At 60.9% G+C, this 20463-nt stretch carries 13 protein-coding genes; 6 read left to right on the top strand and 7 right to left on the bottom strand.

Features of this window, described 5'->3' with window-relative positions; all coding sequences use genetic code 11:
* Window positions 1-47 precede the first annotated feature (47 nt).
* Entirely contained in the window at window positions 48-1121 is a 1074-nt protein-coding gene (pheS, locus tag E4662_RS04225) for a phenylalanine--tRNA ligase subunit alpha (RefSeq protein WP_136439993.1), read from the top strand.
* A 159-nt stretch (window positions 1122-1280) separates the two neighbouring features.
* On the opposite strand, the gene E4662_RS04220 is transcribed toward pheS, so the two are convergent.
* Window positions 1281-2897, bottom strand: coding sequence for a tryptophan halogenase family protein (locus E4662_RS04220; protein WP_136439992.1), 1617 nt, complete (start codon window positions 2895-2897; stop codon window positions 1281-1283).
* A 158-nt stretch (window positions 2898-3055) separates the two neighbouring features.
* On the opposite strand from E4662_RS04220, the gene pheT reads away from it, so the two are divergent.
* Complete coding sequence (pheT, locus tag E4662_RS04215) at window positions 3056-5458, top strand: phenylalanine--tRNA ligase subunit beta (RefSeq protein WP_136439991.1); 2403 nt, start codon at window positions 3056-3058, stop codon at window positions 5456-5458.
* Window positions 5459-5525: 67 nt separating this feature from the next.
* On the opposite strand, the gene E4662_RS04210 is transcribed toward pheT, so the two are convergent.
* Together E4662_RS04210 and E4662_RS04205 are read right to left on the bottom strand one after the other, a co-directional pair.
* Window positions 5526-5999: an EF-hand domain-containing protein gene (locus E4662_RS04210; protein ID WP_136439990.1), complete on the bottom strand. Its 474-nt coding sequence runs from the start codon at window positions 5997-5999 to the stop codon at window positions 5526-5528.
* A gap of 106 nt (window positions 6000-6105) precedes the next feature.
* Window positions 6106-6447: a carboxymuconolactone decarboxylase family protein gene (locus E4662_RS04205; protein WP_136439989.1), complete on the bottom strand. Its 342-nt coding sequence runs from the start codon at window positions 6445-6447 to the stop codon at window positions 6106-6108.
* Window positions 6448-6619: 172 nt separating this feature from the next.
* Between E4662_RS04205 and E4662_RS04200 the strand changes: the two genes are divergently transcribed.
* Complete coding sequence (locus E4662_RS04200; RefSeq protein WP_136439988.1) at window positions 6620-7852, top strand: hypothetical protein; 1233 nt, start codon at window positions 6620-6622, stop codon at window positions 7850-7852.
* Between the two features lie 70 nt (window positions 7853-7922).
* On the opposite strand, the gene E4662_RS04195 is transcribed toward E4662_RS04200, so the two are convergent.
* Complete coding sequence (locus tag E4662_RS04195; RefSeq protein WP_136439987.1) at window positions 7923-9608, bottom strand: acyl-CoA dehydrogenase family protein; 1686 nt, start codon at window positions 9606-9608, stop codon at window positions 7923-7925.
* A 250-nt stretch (window positions 9609-9858) separates the two neighbouring features.
* On the opposite strand from E4662_RS04195, the gene E4662_RS04190 reads away from it, so the two are divergent.
* Window positions 9859-10626 (top strand): sulfite exporter TauE/SafE family protein, encoded by a 768-nt coding sequence (locus E4662_RS04190; RefSeq protein ID WP_136439986.1) that lies wholly within the window; start codon window positions 9859-9861, stop codon window positions 10624-10626.
* A gap of 14 nt (window positions 10627-10640) precedes the next feature.
* On the opposite strand, the gene E4662_RS04185 is transcribed toward E4662_RS04190, so the two are convergent.
* From E4662_RS04185 to E4662_RS04175, 3 genes are all read right to left on the bottom strand, one after another.
* Window positions 10641-11828 carry a hypothetical protein gene (locus tag E4662_RS04185; protein WP_136439985.1) on the bottom strand — a complete coding sequence of 396 codons (1188 nt, stop codon included), beginning with the start codon at window positions 11826-11828 and terminating at the stop codon, window positions 10641-10643.
* A gap of 90 nt (window positions 11829-11918) precedes the next feature.
* Complete coding sequence (locus tag E4662_RS04180) at window positions 11919-13130, bottom strand: hypothetical protein (RefSeq protein ID WP_136439984.1); 1212 nt, start codon at window positions 13128-13130, stop codon at window positions 11919-11921.
* 147 nt (window positions 13131-13277) lie between these two features.
* Window positions 13278-14513 (bottom strand): hypothetical protein, encoded by a 1236-nt coding sequence (locus tag E4662_RS04175; RefSeq protein ID WP_136439983.1) that lies wholly within the window; start codon window positions 14511-14513, stop codon window positions 13278-13280.
* Between the two features lie 422 nt (window positions 14514-14935).
* On the opposite strand from E4662_RS04175, the gene E4662_RS04170 reads away from it, so the two are divergent.
* Window positions 14936-16732, top strand: a complete 1797-nt coding sequence (locus tag E4662_RS04170; RefSeq protein ID WP_168797885.1) for an autotransporter assembly complex protein TamA — start codon at window positions 14936-14938, stop codon at window positions 16730-16732.
* Complete coding sequence (locus E4662_RS04165; RefSeq protein ID WP_136439981.1) at window positions 16732-20463, top strand: translocation/assembly module TamB domain-containing protein; 3732 nt, start codon at window positions 16732-16734, stop codon at window positions 20461-20463. Before E4662_RS04170 ends, E4662_RS04165 begins: the two co-directional genes overlap by 1 nt.

The following is a 20463-nucleotide window of genomic DNA, read 5'->3' as shown; positions in this document are numbered from 1 at the left end:
GTGGTAACTCCCCTCCGACGCTGAGACGCGATGCGGAGTAAGGTAAGATGCAGGATCTGCGCGATAAGTACATTGCCGCCATTGGTGAAGCCTCGGATGAGGCCGGGCTGGAGGCCTTGCGCCTCGCCGCCGTGGGCAAGAAGGGCGAGATCAGCCTGAAAATGCGCGAGCTGGGGAAGATGACCCCCGAAGAGCGTCAGATCGCCGGCCCGGCACTGAACGCGCTGAAGGATGAGATCAACGCTGCTTTGGCGGCCAAGAAAGCCGCGCTTGCTGATGCTGCGCTGAATGAGCGTCTCAAGGCGGAATGGCTCGACGTGACCCTGCCGGTGCGCACCCAGCGCCAGGGCAGCATTCACCCGGTCAGCCAGGTGACCGAAGAGGTCACAGCGATTTTTGCCGATATGGGTTTTGCCGTGGCCGAAGGGCCGCAGGTGGACAGCGACTGGTACAACTTCGATGCGCTGAACATTCCGGGCCACCATCCGGCGCGCGCCGAGATGGACACGTTCTACATGCACCGCGCCGAGGGGGACAATCGTCCGCCGCATGTGCTGCGCACGCATACCTCGCCAGTTCAGATCCGCCACATGGAAGCCAACGGCGCGCCGTGCCGCATTATTGCGCCGGGCCGCGTCTATCGCGCGGACTATGACCAGACGCACACGCCGATGTTCCACCAGGTCGAAGGCCTTGCCATTGACAAGGACATCTCCATGGCGAACCTCAAATGGGTGCTGGAAGAGTTCTTTTCCGCCTTTTTCGAGATCGACGGGATCAAGACCCGCTTCCGCGCCTCGCACTTCCCCTTCACGGAGCCGTCTGCCGAGGTGGACATCCAGTGTTCCTGGGAAGGCGGGCAGCTGAAGATCGGCGAGGGCGACGGCTGGCTGGAAGTGCTTGGCTCCGGCATGGTGCACCCGAAGGTTCTTCGGGCTGCGGGTGTGAACCCGGACGAATGGCAGGGCTTTGCCTTTGGCATGGGCATCGACCGGATCGCCATGCTGAAATACGGTATCCCGGACCTGCGCGCCTTCTTTGCCTCTGACTTGCGCTGGCTTCGGCACTACGGCTTTGCGTCTTTGGACGTGCCGACGCTGCATGGCGGCTTGTCGCGGTAAGTCAGAACAGAGGTTTCACCGTGCAGTTGCACGGCGACCAACGCGCCGCCTTTGGCGGCGCGTTTGCTTTGGGGCGCTGCCCCGACGCAGCAAGCTGCGCCTCCCCGGGATATTTGTGGCACAAAGAAACGAGAGCGCTGTGGAACCCGGTTGACCGGTTCAGAACAGCATCGGTTCGGCGTCCATTTCCTCTTTGGACGGCGGCGCTACCCCGGGAAGGCTGGCAGCCTTCTGACCCGGCTTCAACTCACCTCGCAAAGCAAGCAGCATGGTGCGGTGATCCGCCTTGTGTTTGACCGTGGCGATGTTGCGGGCGGCGGTTTGGCGCAGGAACTCTTTCCAGGGTTTTTCAGAAAGCCCTTGCGCCACGTTGAATTCAGGCTCGCCAAAGCCCTGCTCATAAACACGTTTGCCAAGCAGGACGGCCTGGAACGTCTGGTGACCAAAGAGGTGGACCGTCTGCAAATCCAATGGCCCCGGAAGGCGGCGTTTCCAGACGTCGAGATTCGCGGCAAGGCTGTCCGGCACCTTCAACTGAGTGCGTGCATCGATCCAATAGGGATCATCCGTGCGATTGCCGAGCAGGTAGTGCAGGCAGATGAAATCGCGCACTTCGTTGAACATGCTGTCGGAAATCTGGTTGTAGCGGTTGATCGTGGCGGCGTCGTAATCGCTGTCCGGGAAGTAGCGCAGCAGCCAGCGCAAACCCATGTCGATCATGTGGATTGCCGTCGATTCCAGGGGCTCGATAAACCCGCCGGAGAGGCCCAGGGCGATACAGTTCTTGACCCAGGCCCGACGTGAACGCCCGACGCGGATCGGGATGACGCGCGGTTCTGCGCCGTCGGGGGCGCGGCTGCCGAGGTGCGCCAGGAACTCGTCCCGCGCTTGATCATCGGTGCGGTGGGCGGAGGAAAAGACGTAGCCGGTACCAACACGATTGAACAAAGGCACGTTCCAGACCCAACCTGCGCCAAGCGCAGATGAAGAGGTCGCCGCGGGCAGTTTCATCGGATCAACATGGGGGATTGGCAGGGCCATGGCGCGGTCATTGCCGAGATATTCCCCGTAGTCCTCGAACGGCTCATCCAAAGCGCCGCGAATGACCAGACCTTTGAAACCGGTACAGTCAATCACGAGATCGACCGGGTGCCGCCCGTGATCGCGCAACTGCAGCGCCGCGACATAGCCCCGCTCGTCCAGTTCGACATCATCCACATCCGCGAGGATATGCTCGACACCGCGCGCGCGGCCTGTCTCGGCCAGAAGCCCGGCAAACTTGCCCGCGTCAAGGTGATAGGCATAACCGGCCTTGGGCATGGGATCGTCCTTGCCGTTGAAGGAGATCGGGCACTTGTGCGCGTTCAGCAAGTCAATCAGCGGCGAAAAGGATTGGATGTAATCCCGCTTGCCCGCGCCATAGGTGCGGAAGTGGTAGCCTATGTCGACCCCGTTCAACGCCGGGGCGGAGGTGAAAGGGTTCATGTAGTCGATCGGCTTGCCCTTGTGATCGACATTCCAGCCCCGGAACATCACGCCCATTTTGAACGAGGCATTGCAGCGGCGAAAGAACTCCTGCTCGTCGATCCCCATGTCCTTGATCGTGACCGGCATATGCGGAACGGTGGCCTCGCCCACGCCCACGGTTGGCACATTGGGGCTTTCGATCAGGGTGATCTTGATGCGGCTGCCGACCTTGCTGCGCAGAAGCGTGCCCGCAAGCCAGCCCGCCGTGCCGCCGCCGACGATGGTGATGGAAGTGATGGGTTTCGCCATGTTGTGCTCGCTCCCCGCTGGCCTCTTGTTTTCCCTAACGTCAAGCCTACGGCGAGGCTTTGCGTTTTCCAAGCGTTCCAAGGCGGGCTTGGGCTTTCCCTTGGACGGGGGTTCCGGTATGGACTGCGCCAAACCGTACGGACCTTGGGATTTTTGGCATGAAATTCACCCTCTCCTGGCTGAAAGAGCACCTCGACACCACCGCCTCCGTCGATGAGATCGCAGAGGCGTTGACGGACCTTGGCCTCGAGGTCGAAGGCGTTGAAAACCCGGGCGAGAAGCTGAAGGCCTTTACCCTGGCCAAGGTTGTCGGCGCCGAGCAGCATCCCGATGCGGATCGCCTGCGCGTGTGCCGGGTGATGACCGACGAAGGCGAAAAGCAGATCGTCTGCGGCGCGCCGAATGCGCGCGAAGGGATCACCGTGGTTCTGGCCAAGCCGGGCGACTACGTGCCGGGCATCGATGTGACGTTGTCCGTGGGCAACATCCGGGGTGTGGAATCGCATGGTATGATGGCGTCCGAGCGTGAGCTGGAGCTGTCGGACGAGCACAACGGCATTATCGAATTGCCGTCCGGTGACGTTGGCCAGACCTTTGTCGACTGGCTGGCAGAGAATGATCCGGCCAAGGTCGATCCGGTGATCGAGATTGCCATCACGCCGAACCGGCCCGATGCATTGGGCGTGCATGGTGTGGCACGGGACTTGGCGGCACGGGGCCTCGGCACGCTCAAGCCGCTGAAAGAAGAGCGCGTTTCCGGCGCGTTCCCCTGTCCGATCAGCGTGACAATTGACGAGGACACCGCCGGGGAGGGCGGCTGTCATGTCTTTGCCGGACGTCTGATCCGCGGCGTTCAGAACGGGCCGAGCCCGGCGTGGTTGCAGGATCGCCTGCGTGCGATTGGCCTGCGTCCGATTTCGAAGCTGGTGGATGTCACCAACTTCTTCACCTTTGACCGGAACCGCCCGCTGCACGTCTTCGACGCCGCCAAGGTGCAGGGTGGGCTGCGCATTCATCGCGCAGAGGATGGCCAGAACCTCGTTGGCCTCGATGAGAAGACCTACGCGTTCAGCGCGGGGCAAGTGGTCATCTCCGACGACAAAGGTGTCGAATCCATTGGCGGGATCATGGGCGGCCTCGAGACGGGCTGTACTGATGAGACCGTGGATGTGTTCCTTGAAGCGGCCTTTTGGGACAATGTTCAGATCGCGACCACCGGGCGCGCACTCAAGATCAATTCCGATGCGCGTTACCGGAACGAACGCGGGATCGATCCGGGCTACAACATGCAGGCGATGGACGATGCCACGCGGATGATCCTTGATCTCTGCGGCGGCGAGCCGTCGGAGGTTGTTGTCGCGGGCGCGGTGCCGGATGTGAGCCGGGCCTACAAGCTCGATGCAAAGCGCGTGATTTCGCTGGTTGGCATGGAGATCCCCGAGGCAGAGCAGCGTCAGACGCTAACCGCGCTTGGCTTCCGCATGGAAGGCACCATGGCGCATGTGCCCAGCTGGCGCCCGGACGTTCTGGGTGAGGCGGACCTTGTGGAAGAGGTGGCGCGGGTTGCCTCTCTGACCAAGCTGCAGGGCAAACCGCTGCCGCGCATCACGACGGGCGTGCCCCGGCCGATCCTGTCTCCGCTGCAGAAGCGCGAACAGATTGCGCGCCGGACCAGTGCCGCCTTGGGGTACAATGAATGCGTGACCTATTCCTTCATCGACAGCGCCGGTGCGGCGCTGTTCGGTGGCGGCGATGACACAACGAAGCTGGCCAACCCGATCAGCAGCGAGATGAGCCATCTGCGCCCGTCGCTGCTGCCGGGCCTGTTGCAGGCGGCTGCGCGCAACCAGGCGCGTGGCTTCAACGATCTGGCGCTGTTTGAGGTAGGCGCGGCTTTCTCCGGCGGCGAGCCGGGCGAACAGGCGCTGCAGGTCGCAGGCATTCTGGTTGGCAACACCGGACCGAAAGACGTGCATGGCGCGTCCCGTCCGGTTGACCTGTTCGATGCGAAAGCCGACGCGGAGGCGGTTTTGTCTGCCATTGGCGCTCCCGCGAAGATGCAGGTGATGCGCACCGGGCCGGAGTGGTGGCATCCGGGCCGTCACGGTGTCTTCTGCCTTGGCCCGAAGAAAGTGCTTGGCATCTTTGGCGAGATTCACCCGAAAGTGCTCTCCGAACTGGATGTGAAAGGACCCGCCGTTGGCTTTGTTCTTTTCCCGCAGGAGGTGCCGTTGCCGCGTAAAACCGGGGCAACCCGCGGCGCGCTCAACATTTCGGACCTGCTCCCGGTTGAACGCGACTTTGCCTTTGTGGTGGATGCATCCGTGCAGGCTCTCGACCTCGTCAACGCCGCTCAGGGCGCGGACAAGGCGCTGATCGAAAGCGTTCGGGTGTTTGATGAATTTGTGGGCGGCAGCCTCGGTGACGGCAAGAAATCTCTCGCGATCACCGTGCGTATGCAACCGACCGACAAGACCTTGAAAGAAAAGGACATCGAAGCGGTTGGCGCGAAGATTGTCGAGAAGGTCCAAAAGGCGACGGGCGGAACCCTGCGCGGGTAACGCGTTACTCCATTTGCCGAATTAAAAAAGGCCGGGCGCTAAGCCCGGCCTTTGTTTGTTGAGGGCATCAGCCGCCCTGCTTCTTTCCGTGACCTTGCCCCATGCCGCCACCGCGCCGCATGGCAAAATCTTCAGTGGTGATGACACCGTCGCCGTTTTCATCCATGTTCTCGATCCAGACAGAGGCCTGTGAGACGAACTCGTCGCGGCTGACCAGACCATCCTTGTCGAGATCGTTGGCGGCCAGTTTCATCCCGTCCGCAGCCCGTTTCATGGTGCCCCGGCCATGCCCGCCCTGGCTTTTCATGTCATTGGCGCGGGCTTCGTCAAACAATGCGTATTCCTCGGCATCGAGAAAACCATTGTCGTCGGCATCAAATGTCAGGAACACGTTCCCGCGCCGCTCGGTTGCCTCTTCGACAGAAACTGATCCGTTCCCGTCCAGATCCCAGTTCTCAACAAAATGCTGGCCCGGAACACCCCCGGCAAAGGCGACGGCAGGCGCGGCGGCGAGAAGAGCGGCGAGTGCGATGGATTTCATGATTCATTCCTCAGTTTTATATTCTATAATCGTTATACGTTTGCGCCCTGCTCCCCCGTCGCGGCAGGATGACGCAGGCGGTAGCGGGGTATAACCCCGCCCTACGTCATGTTTCGCTGGCAAACTCGTCGAACGCAGCGAGTGCCTTGGCCGCGTACATCAGCCCGGGGCCGCCAGACATCTGAATGGCGGTTCCCAGCGCTTCGGCGGCCTCTTCGCGGGTAACACCGGCACGAATGCAAGCGCCCACGTGGCTGGTGATGCAATCTTCGCACCGCAAAGCAACCGCGATCCCCAGGGCAATCAGTTCCTTTTGCTTGTGCGACAGAGCGCCATCCGGGCTCGCGGCCTGTTCAAGACTGACAAATCCACCGAATGTATCGGGAATGGTCTTACGCAGATTGCGAAGATTGTTCCGGGTTTCGCTGAACTTTTCTTTGTACGACATATTGCGCTCCTGAGATGTGTTTTCGCCGTCTCAAGACCATGGATGCGCAAGGCTGGCTTTGAGGTGGATCAAGGGGCGTAGGGTCAACTTTTTTGCGCCAGCGCAGAACTGTGACATACTTCGCCCGATGCCCGGATTGAGGGCGCACGCGTTTTTGAGAAAGGAATTGGCGATGTTTGTTCAGGTTCAGCGACACTTGCGCGCTATTCTGGGTGTCATGAGCGGTTTGGTTCTGGCGATGCACGGGCAATTTGCTCATGCGCAGGGAAAGGAACTTTCGGTCGATGACTCATTCATCAGCAATGAGCTGTGTGTCGGCAGTGACTGCGATGGTAGCGAACCCTACGGGGCGGATACGCTAACGCTCAAGGACGGAGCACTCAAACTGCTCTTCCATGACACGTCACTGGCTGTCCTGCCCGATCGCAACTGGTCGATAGAGACCGGCCTGACGAGCCTCGAAGAGTTTGTCATTCGGGATGTGACTGCCGGGGTGCTCCCATTCCAGATCGCCGGGGATGCTCCCAATGCTGCGCTTTTCGTAGCGGATGATGGCGACATTGGTCTCGGCACGACAATTCCGGCAGCGGATATGCACATCGTAGAAGATACCTCTTCGGGCGTTGCGCTGCGTCTGCAAACGGCGACGGGCAACTCGGCGTTTGACCGAACTTTCGAACTGGACTTGAGTTCGACCTGGGTGAGTTTAGAGAACGTGTTGAACACCACCCGGCCTTTCCGGGTTCACGTCAACGCCCCTGAAAATGCATTTCAGATCCGAAGCAGCGGCAATGTTGGAATGGGTCTGAGCGGCGCGTCCGATGCGCTGCACATTCAGCGCACGGATGGTACTGCCGGGATCACCGTAGAAAACACCAGTGGCGCGGGGCAGGCCGTGCGCGAGATGTTCCGTATGGTAAACCATGGCGGATCCTACTTCACACTGGTCAACACGGCGACATCCAATGAGTGGTATTTTGTCCATGAAAACAACCCTCAGGGCCGGTTCATGATCAACCATTCCGACGGCGGTCTGCAGATGGGCCTGACCAGGGATGGCGACATGACCTTGCTCGGTGAGCTGTTCACCGCCGGGTCCTGTTCGGCTGGCTGTGACCGGGTGTTTGACGAAGACTACCCCTTGCCGACCATCGCCGAACAGGCGGCCATGATGCGCGAGATGAGGCATTTGCCTAACGTTGGCCCCACGCCCGAGGACGGCCCGTTCAACATCACCAGGATGACCGGCGGGATGCTCAATGAGTTGGAAAAAGCGCATCTCTTTATCGTCGAACTGAGCGAAGAAAACGCGGCGCTGAAGGCGCGGGATGCAGAACTGGCTGCCAAGAACGCCGATCTCGAGGCCCGGTTGGCCGCATTGGAGGCGCTGCTTCTGAAGCAATAAAGATCAAAGGCCCCGCCGATTGGGCGGGGCCTTCAAAGGAACTCTTGGGAAGGTCGCCGGTTTGAGCAGCTTACCCGAGCAGGCGGCGTGCAATCACCTGCGCCTGGATCTCGCCTGCACCCTCAAAGATATTCAGGATACGCGCATCGCAAAGGATGCGGCTGACAGAGTACTCCAGCGCAAAGCCATTGCCGCCATGGATCTGCAGCGCATTGTCCGCCGCAGCCCAGGCCACGCGCGCGCCCAGAAGTTTCGCCATGCCTGCCTCAAGGTCACAGCGGCGACCATGATCCTTCTCCCAAGCGGAGAAGTAGGTCAGCTGACGGGCGATCATGATCTCGACGGCCATCATGGCCAGCTTGCCGGACACACGCGGGAAGGCGATCAGGGATTTGCCGAACTGCTTGCGGTCCTGCGCATACTTCATGCCAACATCCAGTGCGGATTGCGCAACGCCGATGGCGCGGGCGGCGGTCTGGATGCGGGCGCTTTCGAAGGTTTCCATGAGCTGTTTGAAGCCCTTGCCTTCCTCGCCGCCGAGCAGGTTCTCGCCCTTCACATGGAAGTTGTCGAAGCCAAGCTCATACTCTTTCATGCCACGATAGCCGAGCACTTCGATCTCGCCGCCAGTCATGCCCTCCGTCGGGAATGGCGCCTCATCGGTGCCCGGCGTTTTCTCGGCCAGGAACATGCTGAGGCCCTTGTAATCCGAAGTATTCGGGTCGGTGCGGGCCAGCAGGGTCATGACATGGGTACGCGCGGCGTGGGTGATCCAGGTCTTGTTGCCCGTCACCTTGTAATCGCCGTTCTCATCCTTGACCGCGCGGGTGCGCAGGGAGCCAAGGTCAGAGCCGGTGTTCGGTTCGGTAAACACGGCCGTGGGCAGTTTCTCACCGGAGGCGAGCGCGGGAAGCCATTTCTGCTTCTGCTCCTCGGTGCCGCCCGCAATGATCAGCTCTGCCGCAATCTCGGAGCGGGTGCCGAGCGAGCCGACGCCGATGTACGCGCGGGACAACTCTTCGGAAACGACGCACATGGAGGCTTTGGACAGACCGAAACCACCGTATTCTTCGGGGATGGTCAGGCCAAAGACACCCATTTCGGCCAGTTCCTCGATGATTTCCATCGGGATCAGTTCGTCCTTGAGGTGCCATTCGTGCGCGTAGGGCTCGACCTTGTCGACAGCGTAGCGGCGGAACTGCTCGCGGATCATCTCAAGCTCTTCGTCGAGCCCGGTCTTGCCCATGGTGATCTCGGCGGACTGCTCTTCCATCAGTTCGACAAGGCGCGTGCGCGCTGCGGCTGAATTGGCTTCAACCATCAGCTTGCTGATTTCCGGGGTGTTCAGAACGGCGATCTCATCTTCGGTCAGTCCGATGTCGCGCAGTCGCACGAACTCGCCCTGGTTCATCGGGATGCCACCGCGGATCTGCGCGAGATACTCGCCAAAGCCGATCTGCAGAAGAAGCTGGTCAATCTCACCAAAGGCGCCGTTTTCTGTCTGGCGCTCGGCCCATTTCTGCATCTGACGCAGGGACTCAAGGTAAGTGGCCAGCCACGCGAGGCCATGTGCGACGGTTTGGTTTGCTTCCAGCATGCCGCCGGAGACGCGGCCATCAACGCTGACCAGCTCCCGAACACGGGTGCGGGCCGTCTCGAATACCGTTTCAACCGGGGCAATTGCCGCGCCGGTCAGAGCGAGCAGATCGGGAAGAAGGGCGCCCGCGATCATCGGGTCTTGTCCATCATGGGCCATGAATCACGTCCTCTTTTATAGGGTCGGGTCTGGATAGCCATTTCGCAGGTGCAGCGCAACAAAAATACCCGGTGGCGCGACAAGTTGTTCAATTGTTGCGCGGCTTCGGCTGGATCGGGTGAGTGGGGCGCATGAAGTTTACGCTCAAAAACAGCCATGGATCAAAAATCGTGTCGATCGCTGCAGGTGCGATGCTGTTTTTCGTCAGAGATATTTTCGCTGGCGAGATAAAGACTGTATCAGGCTGACTATGGACGCTTTCATTCCCGAACTCACCCCGGCCCTCTGGCTTTCTGCCATGGGTATTGCTCTGATCGCGGGGATCGTCAAAGGCCTTGTGGGCTTTGCAATGCCGATGATCCTTGTGTCAGGGCTGTCGAGTTTCCTGTCCCCGCATCTTGCGCTCGCCGGGCTGATCCTGCCGACCGTGGTCACCAACAGCATGCAGGCGCTGCGGCAAGGGCCGACGGCGGCGCTGGGATCCGTCAAACGGTTCCGGCGTTTCCTTCTGGTTGGCCTCGTTTGCCTGTTGGCATCCTCCATGCTGGTCGCCGTTCTACCGGCCCGCGTGTTCCTGTTGGCCATCGGTTTGCCGGTTGTGGGGTTTGTGCTGCTGCAGCTTTCGGGCTGGAGCCCGAAACTGGAAGGAGAAAACCCGCGTCTGGAAATGGGAATCGGCGCGTTCGCCGGGTTCATCGGTGGCGTCTCTGGCGTCTGGGGGCCGCCGACGGTGGCCTATCTGACAGCGCTGGGCACGGAAAAGCGCGAACAAATGCGCATTCAGGGGGTGATCTATGGTTTGGGCGCCGTGGCGCTGCTCGTCGCCCATATCGGGTCCGGCATTCTGAATGCCAGTTCGGTCTGGCTCTCACTGGCGCTTTTGCCGCCAGCCGTGTTCGGCATGTGGCTGGGTGGGCTCGTGCAGGACCGGATCGATCAACGTGCCTTCAAACGGGCGACCTTGATCGTATTGCTGGTGGCCGGGCTCAACCTTCTGCGGCGCGCGCTTTTCGGCTGAGCCCGGCGCGGGACTTATTCGCCAGAGACCAGAGCTTCCAACGCGGACAGCCGTGCCTCCTGCGCGGCGACCTGGGCTTTCAACGCTGTGTTCTCTTCGTGCAGATCCACGATGAAAAGATGGGCCTTCTCCAACTCGTTGAGCATCCCGCCGGTCATCTTGGTGATGTTGAAGGGGCCGTCCTCGGGCGTGGGGCCGACGTTCGGCAAATGCTTCATCTCGCGCATCATCGCGGCCTGTTCTGCAATGCTCGGCAGCGGGTAGTCCTCATCAAATACCCGGTCACACCCGGCAGCACAGGACCCGGCTGTGAACAACTCGCCCATCAGGGTCATGTCCCCGGTCCGGGTCAAAGCCATCTGGATGCCACCATCCGAATGGTTGATCATGAAACGGCCCTGCGTGTTGTTTTCGTGCACGTAGTACCATGAGTTGCCCGTCGCCGTGTTGACCAGCGAGAAGTAAGACCCACCGTTGTTGCGCAGCTCGATCAACTCGCGCGCTGCGGTGACCACGTTGTTTTCTTCCACGCGGATTCTGCCAAACCCGTTGTCCCGCACAATGTGAAGCGCGGAGCCGGGGTTGCTCGTGCCGTTGCCAATGTTGCCTTCCTGACTGATGCGCAGGGAGTCCGTCGGGGCGTTCTTGAAGATCGAGAAAGGGGTGGTGTTGTTGTTGATGTCCCGAATGTAGACGTTGCCATGATTGAACAGCATGTCCCATGTCTGGGCCGGAAACCCGCCAGCCGCCGATTGTTCGAACCGGATGGTTGGAGAGTTGTTTGATATGATGTGCAGCTCGCGCTGTGGCAATCCGGTGCCAAAGCCCACAGCTCCGTCGTCATCCACGGCCAGACTGTTGGACGGAGCATCGCCCTGGATGACGAAGGGCCGCGTGTTGTTGGACAGGTTCTCGATGGCAAACAGCTCATCCCCGCCCGCGAAATCCTCATTGGCTCGAAGCATCCAGTTGTTGGAGGGAAATGAGCTTGTTGACGTTGACGTGTCGATAAACTCGACGCGCGGATAAAGATGCTTGAGGCGCACGACGGCCTCACCGGAATCGTAGTTTTCCGGATCGGAGCAATCCTGCCCAACGCACAGGCTGTTGTAGATGATGGTATCGTCGTTGATGACGTTGTCAGCGAAGGCCGCCGGTGCAGCGATCAAGCCGAGAACAATGGAAAAGCCGGTCAGGCGCATATCTAAACTCCCGTTGAAATGCGCGCACTGTACACGAATTGCAGGCAAAACGGCATTCCGGTATTCCGGGACTGCGGCAGTGATCGGAGCCTAGTCCGCCAGCAAGGCGTCAACCCGCTGGCGCAATTCGGCTAGAGCGCGCCGGTCCGCTTCCAATTGGGCCACGCGCGCTTCAAGTTCCACGATGTAGAGATGCGCTTTTTCCAACTCGTTAAGCATCCCACCGGTCATCTTCGTGATGTTGAAGGGGCCGTCTTCCGGCGTCGGGCCGACGTTAGGCAAATGCTTCAACGCGCGCATCATCGCGGCCTGTTCGGGGATGGAGGGCAGCGGGTAGTCTTCGTCAAACACTCGATCACAGCCTGCCGCACAGGACCCGGCGGTGAAAAGCTCGCCCATCAGGGTCATGTTTCCGTCCTTGGTCAGCCCCATCTGAATGCCGCCGTCGGAGTGGTTCACGAAGAACCGGCCCTGGGTGTTGTTTTCGTGGACAAAATACCACTCGTTGCTGGTGGCGGTGTTGGCGAGGGTGAAGTAGGAGCCGCCGTTGTTCTCCATCTTGAACATCTCGCGCGGCGCTGAAACAGACGACGTATCCAATAGGTGAATTCTGGCAGCCCCGCTTTTCTCAATGGTCAACGCGGTTGCACTGTCCAGATCCTTTGTGCCCATGCCGATGTTGCCACTGTGGTCGACCACAAAGGCATCGGGCGGGGCGCTTAGCTCAAATCGCACAGGTGCAGAGTTTGCCGTGCCTGCGCGGGAAATTTCGAGAACACCATTCACGTTGTTCCCATCGTCTTTGATAAGCCGGACATTGGCCTCCATGTCGAGGACGGCAAGCCCGCTCGTGTAGAACCCTTCCAAGCGAATGGTCGGATTGGTCCCGCCGCGAATATCCAAAGTGGCTTCCGGCAAGGTGGTTCCGAACCCGACGTTCCCGGAATCGTCCACATAAAGCGCCGCCGGAGATGCGCCCGCCTCGATCTGGAACGGCACAATGTCGGAAGAGACATCCCTGATCCGAAAGAAGGACAGATCCGTCGCAGCATCGTCATTGATCTCGATGCGCCAGTCGTTGTTTGGAAAGCCGGGATCGCTCGAGGCGTCGATGAAATCGATGCCGGGCTTCAGGCTGTTGAGGCGCAATGTCACCGGATCACTGCCGTAGTTTTCCGTCGTGGCGCAGTCAGCGCCGATGCAAAGCCTGTTGTGAATGGTGGTATTCGTGTTGATCAGATTTTGCGCTGTCAGTGGCGTGGCCAGAAACAGAAAGGCGGCAGCAGTCGAGAATTTACGCATGAGGCACTCTGGGAATTGACAGTATGACGAATGGCCGAGGATGGCCGGAATTCGAAAAAGGTTAATGGCCCGCGCATCTTTAAGTCAAGAAATCCTCCCCGCCGGGCAAACGCACGTAAGGGCAAGGAGGTGAAGGTCACAGGGGTGTCACCGCGCTTGCAGAAGCGCTTCCAGCGCGGCAAGACGGGCTTCTTGCTCCGCGAAACGATCGGCCTGCGCCGCCAAAGCATCCTTTTGCGTTTCGATCAGCGCCTGTTGCTCAAGGGTATAAAGCGTCAGCTCTTCGACCTTCTTCAGCAGCGTCATCTGCATCTGCGTCATATCGAGCCCGTTCGCTTCGATCTCTGCCGCCGAAGGCACCTCGGGCAAGTGGCTGTTGTCTTCGATAAACGCCTGCACGTCTGACAGCGGGCGCAGCGCGTAGTCCTCGCCAAAGACGTAATCGGGCACGTCGAGCTGCTGACCGCCTGCGGAAATCGTGCCCAGAACGGACAGGTTGCCGTCCTTCGTCAGGCTCATTTGCAAACCGCCATCGGAATGGTTGATCATGAAGCGGCCCTGCGGGTTATGTTCATGCACGAAGTACCACTCGTTTTTCGTTTGCGTGTTGGCCAGTGTGAAATACGAGCCGCCCCGGTTGCTCATATGGAACATCTCGCGCACAGCGAAGCTGCTGGCTGTCGAGTTCTCAACCCGGACCCCGGCGGTTCCATCATGGCGAAAGACATGCAACGCAGTGAACGGATTGGGCGTGCCGACCCCGACATTGCTGTTGCTCGCAACTTCCAGCGAGGAGGTGGAAGCGCCCGGACGGATCTGAAATGGAATCTCGAGGGCGACGTTATCGTAAATGTAAAAGCCGGCATTATTGCCGCGCAGATCCCATGTGTAAGGCGCACCGGTGTTTTCTTCGAGCCGGATGCTCGCTTCGGAGCCGGATTGATCCACGATGTGAAGGCTGGCGGCCGGGATTGATGTGCCAAGCCCGATCCTGCCGGTGTCCGCGATAAAGAGTGCGTTATCCACGCTGTCGCCCTCGATATAGAGCGGATTGGTGCCTCCGCTGGCATCCGTGATAAAAAACGCCTCTCCTTCTCCGTTGCTGCCGGTGGTCTCGTTGGCGCGAATGGTCCATCCACGGTCTGGGAAGCCGGTACTTGAGGTGTCAACAAATTCGATCTGCGTATTGTTTGCCTTGAGGCGAATGGTGCCGTCAAACGTGCCGTTCTTGGCCTCCCCATCGACACAGCCAGGCCCCACACAAAGCAGCGTCGCCGCAAATGGAGTGCCGATTATGACGTCGTCTGCCTGAACAATGTCCGCGAAGGCCGTGCAGGGCAGGCCCATCAATAGAATGCCGGATGTGATCAGTGTGCGTTTCATGGAATGGATCTCCCAAGATCTTGTCCCGAACAGCAGAAAAGCGGGTTCGGATGCCAAGTGATGAATGCAAACGCGGCTCTGCCAGGGGCGGGCCGCATGTCGGAAAAAAGGCTTATGGTATCGTCCTTCGTCAGCCCGATCCTGTCAATCCTGTCCTCTGGCGTGACCTAAGGATCTGAAAAAAATGAACAGTTTCATGTGTCCGTGGAGAGCCCCGGCTGTCGGAGATCTGCCAGAGAAAGTGCTCCCTGCGCGCGAGGGAGCACATTTGTACGAAGCGGCCCCACGCAACCGTGATGCCGGGTCGGCGAGGATTTGCGTTCTGCTCTTGTCCTTTTTGCCCGGTGCTTCACTATGTGTGGCAGGGAACATATGGAGAGCGCGCGCCACACATTTGGCCCGCATCTTTTCGAGCTGGAACAATGACCACACACCGCCGTGCCTCGCGTCTTGCGAACCTATTGGGAACTTTGGTTCTTTCCCTGGTGGCTTGTCAGGCAAACGCCTTTAGCGGCTCGCTGCGGGTTGAAGGCGGCGATGACGAAATGGAGGCCATGCTCTCGCAGGCCTCGCTTGTTCTTGCCGCCGAAGCAGAGGGTACAACCAATCCTCAGGATATTCTCGCCGCGGCGCAAGCGGATTACGGCCGATTGGTGGGCGCGCTTTATGATGCGGGGTACTTCGGCCCCATCGTCAGAATTCTGATCGACGGGCAGGAGGCCGCCGCGCTGCCGCCGCTCACGCGGCTGCCTGCGGTGAAGAAAGTCCGAATCCTGATCAATCCCGGTTCGAAATTCAAATTTGGACGCGCCGATGTAGGCCCCTTGGCGCAAGGCACGGTCCTGCCAGAGAACTTCCGGCCCGGCAAAACCGCCAAGACTGGCGCCATCCGGGACGCTGCGCTCGCCGCTGTCGATGGCTGGCGCAATATCGGGCATGCCAAGGCCGACGTTTCAAACCAGCAGATCACCGCCCGTCACGCCGCCTCTGAACTTGATGTGACGCTGGCCATTGCGCCGGGGCCCTTGGTGCGCTTTGGCCGCACGAATGTGAGCGGTGAAAGCGCGGTCAAGGAAAGCCGCATCCGCGAAATCGCGGGCATCCCGAGGAAAGAGGTTTTCGACGCAGCCGTCCTCGAAGCCGCCGCAAAACGCCTCAGAGGCACCGGCACCTTCAGTTCCGTAACATTGCGCGAGGGGGACCTGAACCCAGACGATTCCATGGACATCGCGCTTGCAGTGACCGATGCCAAACCTCGCCGTTTCGGCTTTGGCGCAGAGCTGCACTCCTCCGAAGGCGTTATGCTCTCGGCTTTCTGGCTGCATCGCAACTTCCTTGGCGGGGCGGAACGGTTTCGGGTCGATGGCGCGGTCTCGGGGATCACCGGGAATGCGGACGATCTCGATTATTCGATCTCCGTCAGTCTCACCCGCCCGGCCACGATCACACCAGAGACGGACCTCTTCATTCGCGCCAGCCTCGAGCAGCTCTCCGAACCGACGTATTTCTCGCAGCAGGCGGATGTGACCGTTGGCTTCGAACGCACCGTGTCCGACACGCTGACCACCGAAGTTGGCATCGGCTATCGCTATTCAGATGTCCGCGATGATCTCGGCAACCGGACCTTCTCGCATCTCACTCTACCGCTTGCGCTGACCTGGGATCGCCGCAGCGACACGCTCAACCCAAGGGACGGCACGTTTTTGCGATTTGAGGCCATGCCATACGCGGGCCTTGGCGGCAGCGCCTCAGGCGGGCGCATCTACGGCGATCTGCGCGGCTACAAGGCGGTTGGAGAAACAGAGAAACTGGTGCTTGCCGCACGTCTGCAACTCGGATCAATCGTCGGCTCCTCCATCGCGGACACGCCGCCGGACCTGCTCTTTCATTCCGGCGGCAGCGGCACGGTTCGCGGACACAGTTATCAGTCGCTCGGCATCTCCTCAGGCGGCAATGACACGGGCGGGCGCTCGTTCATCGGGATCGCGGGCGAGGCCCGGCTGGACTTCACCGACACGCTTGGCGGCGTCGCTTTCTATGACGCCGGGTACATCGGCGCGAACAGTTTCCACGATGACACCGGCGGCTGGCACAGTGGTGCGGGTCTTGGGCTGCGCTACCAAACAGGGATTGGTCCGATCCGTCTGGATGTAGCCACGCCTTTGAGCGGCGAGTCTTCTGGTGTACAACTCTACCTCGGCATCGGGCAGGCGTTCTGATGCGCTGGTTTCTGGTTCCGATCGTGATCCTGTTCCAGATGGTGGCCTCCATGGGGCACGCGCAGGAAGACAAGGACCGCCTGACCCGTTTCCTCGAAGAGACACTCTCCGGGGCGGGCCGGCAGGTGACGGTCGAAGGCTTCCGCGGTGCTCTCAGCTCCCGCGCCACCATGGATCGATTGCTGATTTCAGACGATGACGGGGTCTGGCTTGAACTGACAGATGCGGTTCTGGACTGGAATCGCGCCGCCATCTTCGGTGGGCGGATCGAGATCAATGAGCTGACCGCCGCCTCAATCCGACTTACCCGCCTGCCTGCCAGCGAGAGCCAGACCAGCCCGGAAGCCACGCCGTTTGCCTTACCAGAGCTGCCGGTCAGCGTTGACATTGGCAAGATCGAAGCCGCTCGCGTGGAGATTGGTGCCCCCGTCGCTGGGGTTGCCCTGATCGCGTCCATCAACGGCAGCCTCCGTCTCGAAGGTGGCGAAGGCGCGGCCAAACTCGACATTTCCCGTCTGGATGGTCCGCAAGGCGCTTTCGATCTCGCGGTCAGCTATGGCAACGCCTCCGAGGTGCTTGTTGTCGACGTCACCGTGAGCGAAGGGCCCGGCGGCATCGTGGCAACGCAACTCGGTCTGCCGGGTGCGCCCGCGCTGGAGCTGACTGCCTCCGGCAATGCGCCCATCGACGACTTTACCGCCGAGGTGCACCTGCGGAGCAATGGTCAGGACAGGCTGTCGGGGCAGGTCGAAACCGTCGCGGGTGGCGATGACAGCGCGCCCCGGATCCTGCAGGTTGATCTCTCCGGTGATCTCGCCCCGCTTTTTGTGCCGCAATATCAGGACTTCTTTGGCCCGAATGTTGCGCTGAACGCCCGCGTCAGCCTTTACCCCGAAGGCCGCGTTGTGCTGGACGATCTCACGGCCAGTGCTGCTGCCCTGCGCTTGAACGGCTCATTCGCCTTGGGTGCAGACGGTTTGCCAAAGCGCTTCCAGCTTGACGGAGTTCTTCGCGACCCCGGCGGCGCGCCCGTCCTTTTGCCGATCCCCGGGCCGCAGACCCGCGTGGACAGCGCGCAGATCACCGCCGGTTTCGATGCCGAGGCCGGGCAGCAATGGCGCCTGTCTGGCGATTTGCTTGGACTGCGCCGCGATGATCTTGCCCTTGGCGCGCTTCAACTCACTGGCGGCGGCGTGATCGTGCCGGGCAACACCCCACGCGTTACGGCGCGTATAGATGCAAGCGCAAAAGGTATTGACCCTGCCAATCCCGGCCTGCGCGAAGCGCTGGGCGATGCGGCGAAATTTGGAGCGGACATCGCTTGGCAAAGCGGCGCGCCCATCCGCTTTGGCGATCTTGAACTAAGCGCCGAAGGGATGTCGCTGACCGGGGCGGGCACATTTGATGCGGCAGCGGGTGAGCCTGTACTCAAAGGCACATTGGACGCTGACGTCGCAAACCTCTCCCGGCTGTCGACATTGGTCGGTCAGGACCTCGCAGGGCAAGCCGATATGGCAGTGTCCGGGCAAGTCTTTCCTCTCAGCGGCGGGTTTGATTTGGATCTCGTCGCCACCGGGGAGGCTCTATCCGTCTCGATCAAGGGTCTGGACGACGTCCTGCGCGGCCAGAGCCGCATCGCTTTGTCAGTTCTGCGCGATACCAACGGTCTGACCGTGCGCAGCGCAACGGTGCAAGGCAATGGCGTCGGGCTTCAGGGGCAGGGCGTGTTGACCTCAGAGGGCACGTCGCAACGCTTCACGGGCACGCTTGATGCGCAACTTGCCAGTCTCTCCCCGTTCTCCCATCTTGCCGGACGCAGCTTGGGCGGTGCCTTGGACGCGCGTTTGAATGGCTTCGCTCTGCTGGATGGAAGTCAGTTCGACTTTGATCTCAAGGCTGATGCGCAGTCTCTTGGGGTCGGCATCCCGGACGTGAATGCTCTGCTGACCGGGCCAAGCACACTGGACCTGTCCGCCAAACGGCAAGACGGGGCCATCACTCTGCGCCGTGCTTCTCTTGATGCCAGCGGGGGCAGCTTAAGTGGGACGGGCACGCTCAAAGGAGCAGACGGCACGCTCGATTTCAACGCCCGGCTGGCCAATCTGGGGCGCTATGTGCCAGCCCTCGCCGGGGCTGCTGCTGCGTCGGGGCGTGCCGTGCTTCAGAACGGCGATCTGACGGTCACTCTGGACGCCAACGGCCCGCGCGCCACACAAGTGAAAGCTGATGTCGCCCTGCCAAACGGAGGCTCGCCGAGCGCGCGGTTCGATGCACGTATCGGATCGCTTGCCTGGCTTGCACCGGAGCTCGCGGGCCCTGCCACGGCCAGCGGCACGGCGCGACAATCCGGTGGCGATTGGGTGCTGGATATCAACGCCACGGGCGCGGGCACCCTTCGTGCTGCGGTGACAGGCCGCGTGGCGCCGGACGCTGGCTCCGCCAATCTGGCGATCAACGGAGCTTTGCCCCTTGCCCTGCTCAATGCGCGGATCAGCCCCAATGCCTTGCAAGGCATGGCTGATTTCAACCTCGGTCTGAACGGTCCGCTGGCCTTGTCTTCCCTCAGCGGCGAGATCACCACCACGGCCGCGCGTCTGGCCGTTCCCAGCCTGCGCAACGCGCTCAAGAAGATCAGCGCTACGGTGCGTCTGGGCGGTGGCACAGCGTCCTTTGAAACGCGCGGTCGGCTTGATTCCGGCGGGAAGGTGGGGGTGCAGGGGCGCGTGCGCATGGCGGCGCCCTTTGTGACAGAGGCGGTGGTGGCCCTCGACGATCTGAAGATCACCGATCCGGAACTCTACGAGGCGCGCGCGAGCGGTCAGTTGCGCCTGAGCGGGACCGCGCCGTCCAATCTCGCGCTGACGGGCAACCTGAACCTTGACCAAACGGAGCTGCGCGTGCCGTCAACCGGGATAAGCTCATTTGGCGACATTCCCGCGATCACGCATATCGGCGAGCCCTCCGCCGTGCGGCAAACCCGCAGCTACGCCGGGTTGCTCGACGTGACCGGGGCCGGGCGCACAGGAGGCAGCGGGGCGCTTTCGCTGGACTTGCAGATCAACGCGCTCAATAAGATTTTTGTGCGCGGGCGTGGATTGGACGCGGAACTGGGCGGCTCCCTGCGCCTGACCGGTACGTCTGCCGACGTCATTCCAGAGGGGCGTTTCGACCTGATCCGCGGGCGGCTTGATATCCTTGGCAAGCGTTTGACGTTGGAAGAGGGGGACATCCGGTTGCAGGGTGACCTGATCCCGAACCTGCGGCTTGTGGCGCAGACATCGGCGGAGGACACAACCGTGTTCATCACCGTCGAAGGGCCTGCGGATGCGCCACAGATCACGTTCACCTCTGATCCTGCCTTGCCCGAAGACGAGGTGCTCGCGCGGTTGCTTTTCGGCAAGGACATCCGGTCAATCTCGGCCCTGCAGGCGGTGCAACTGGCTTCGGCCGTGGCGACGCTGGCCGGGAAAGGCGGTGTCGGGATCATCGAGAACCTGCGGCGCTCGACAGGCTTTGACGATCTGGACGTTACCAGCGACGAAAACGGCGGCGCGACGGTCCGGGCAGGCAAATACATCAGCGACAATGCTTATACGAACGTGGAAATCGACAGTCAGGGAGAGACGTCCATCAACCTGAACCTCGATTTGACCAACTCGACGACCGTGCGTGGGCGGGTCGGCTCGGACGGCTCCACCGGGATCGGCTTGTTTTTCGAAAGGGATTACTGA

It is taken from the genome of Pacificoceanicola onchidii (assembly GCF_004804335.1).
Classification (GTDB): Bacteria; Pseudomonadota; Alphaproteobacteria; order Rhodobacterales; family Rhodobacteraceae; genus Pacificoceanicola; species Pacificoceanicola onchidii.
Note: the sequence above shows the minus strand (reverse complement) of the source record. Positions and strands in the feature narration are given on the sequence as shown.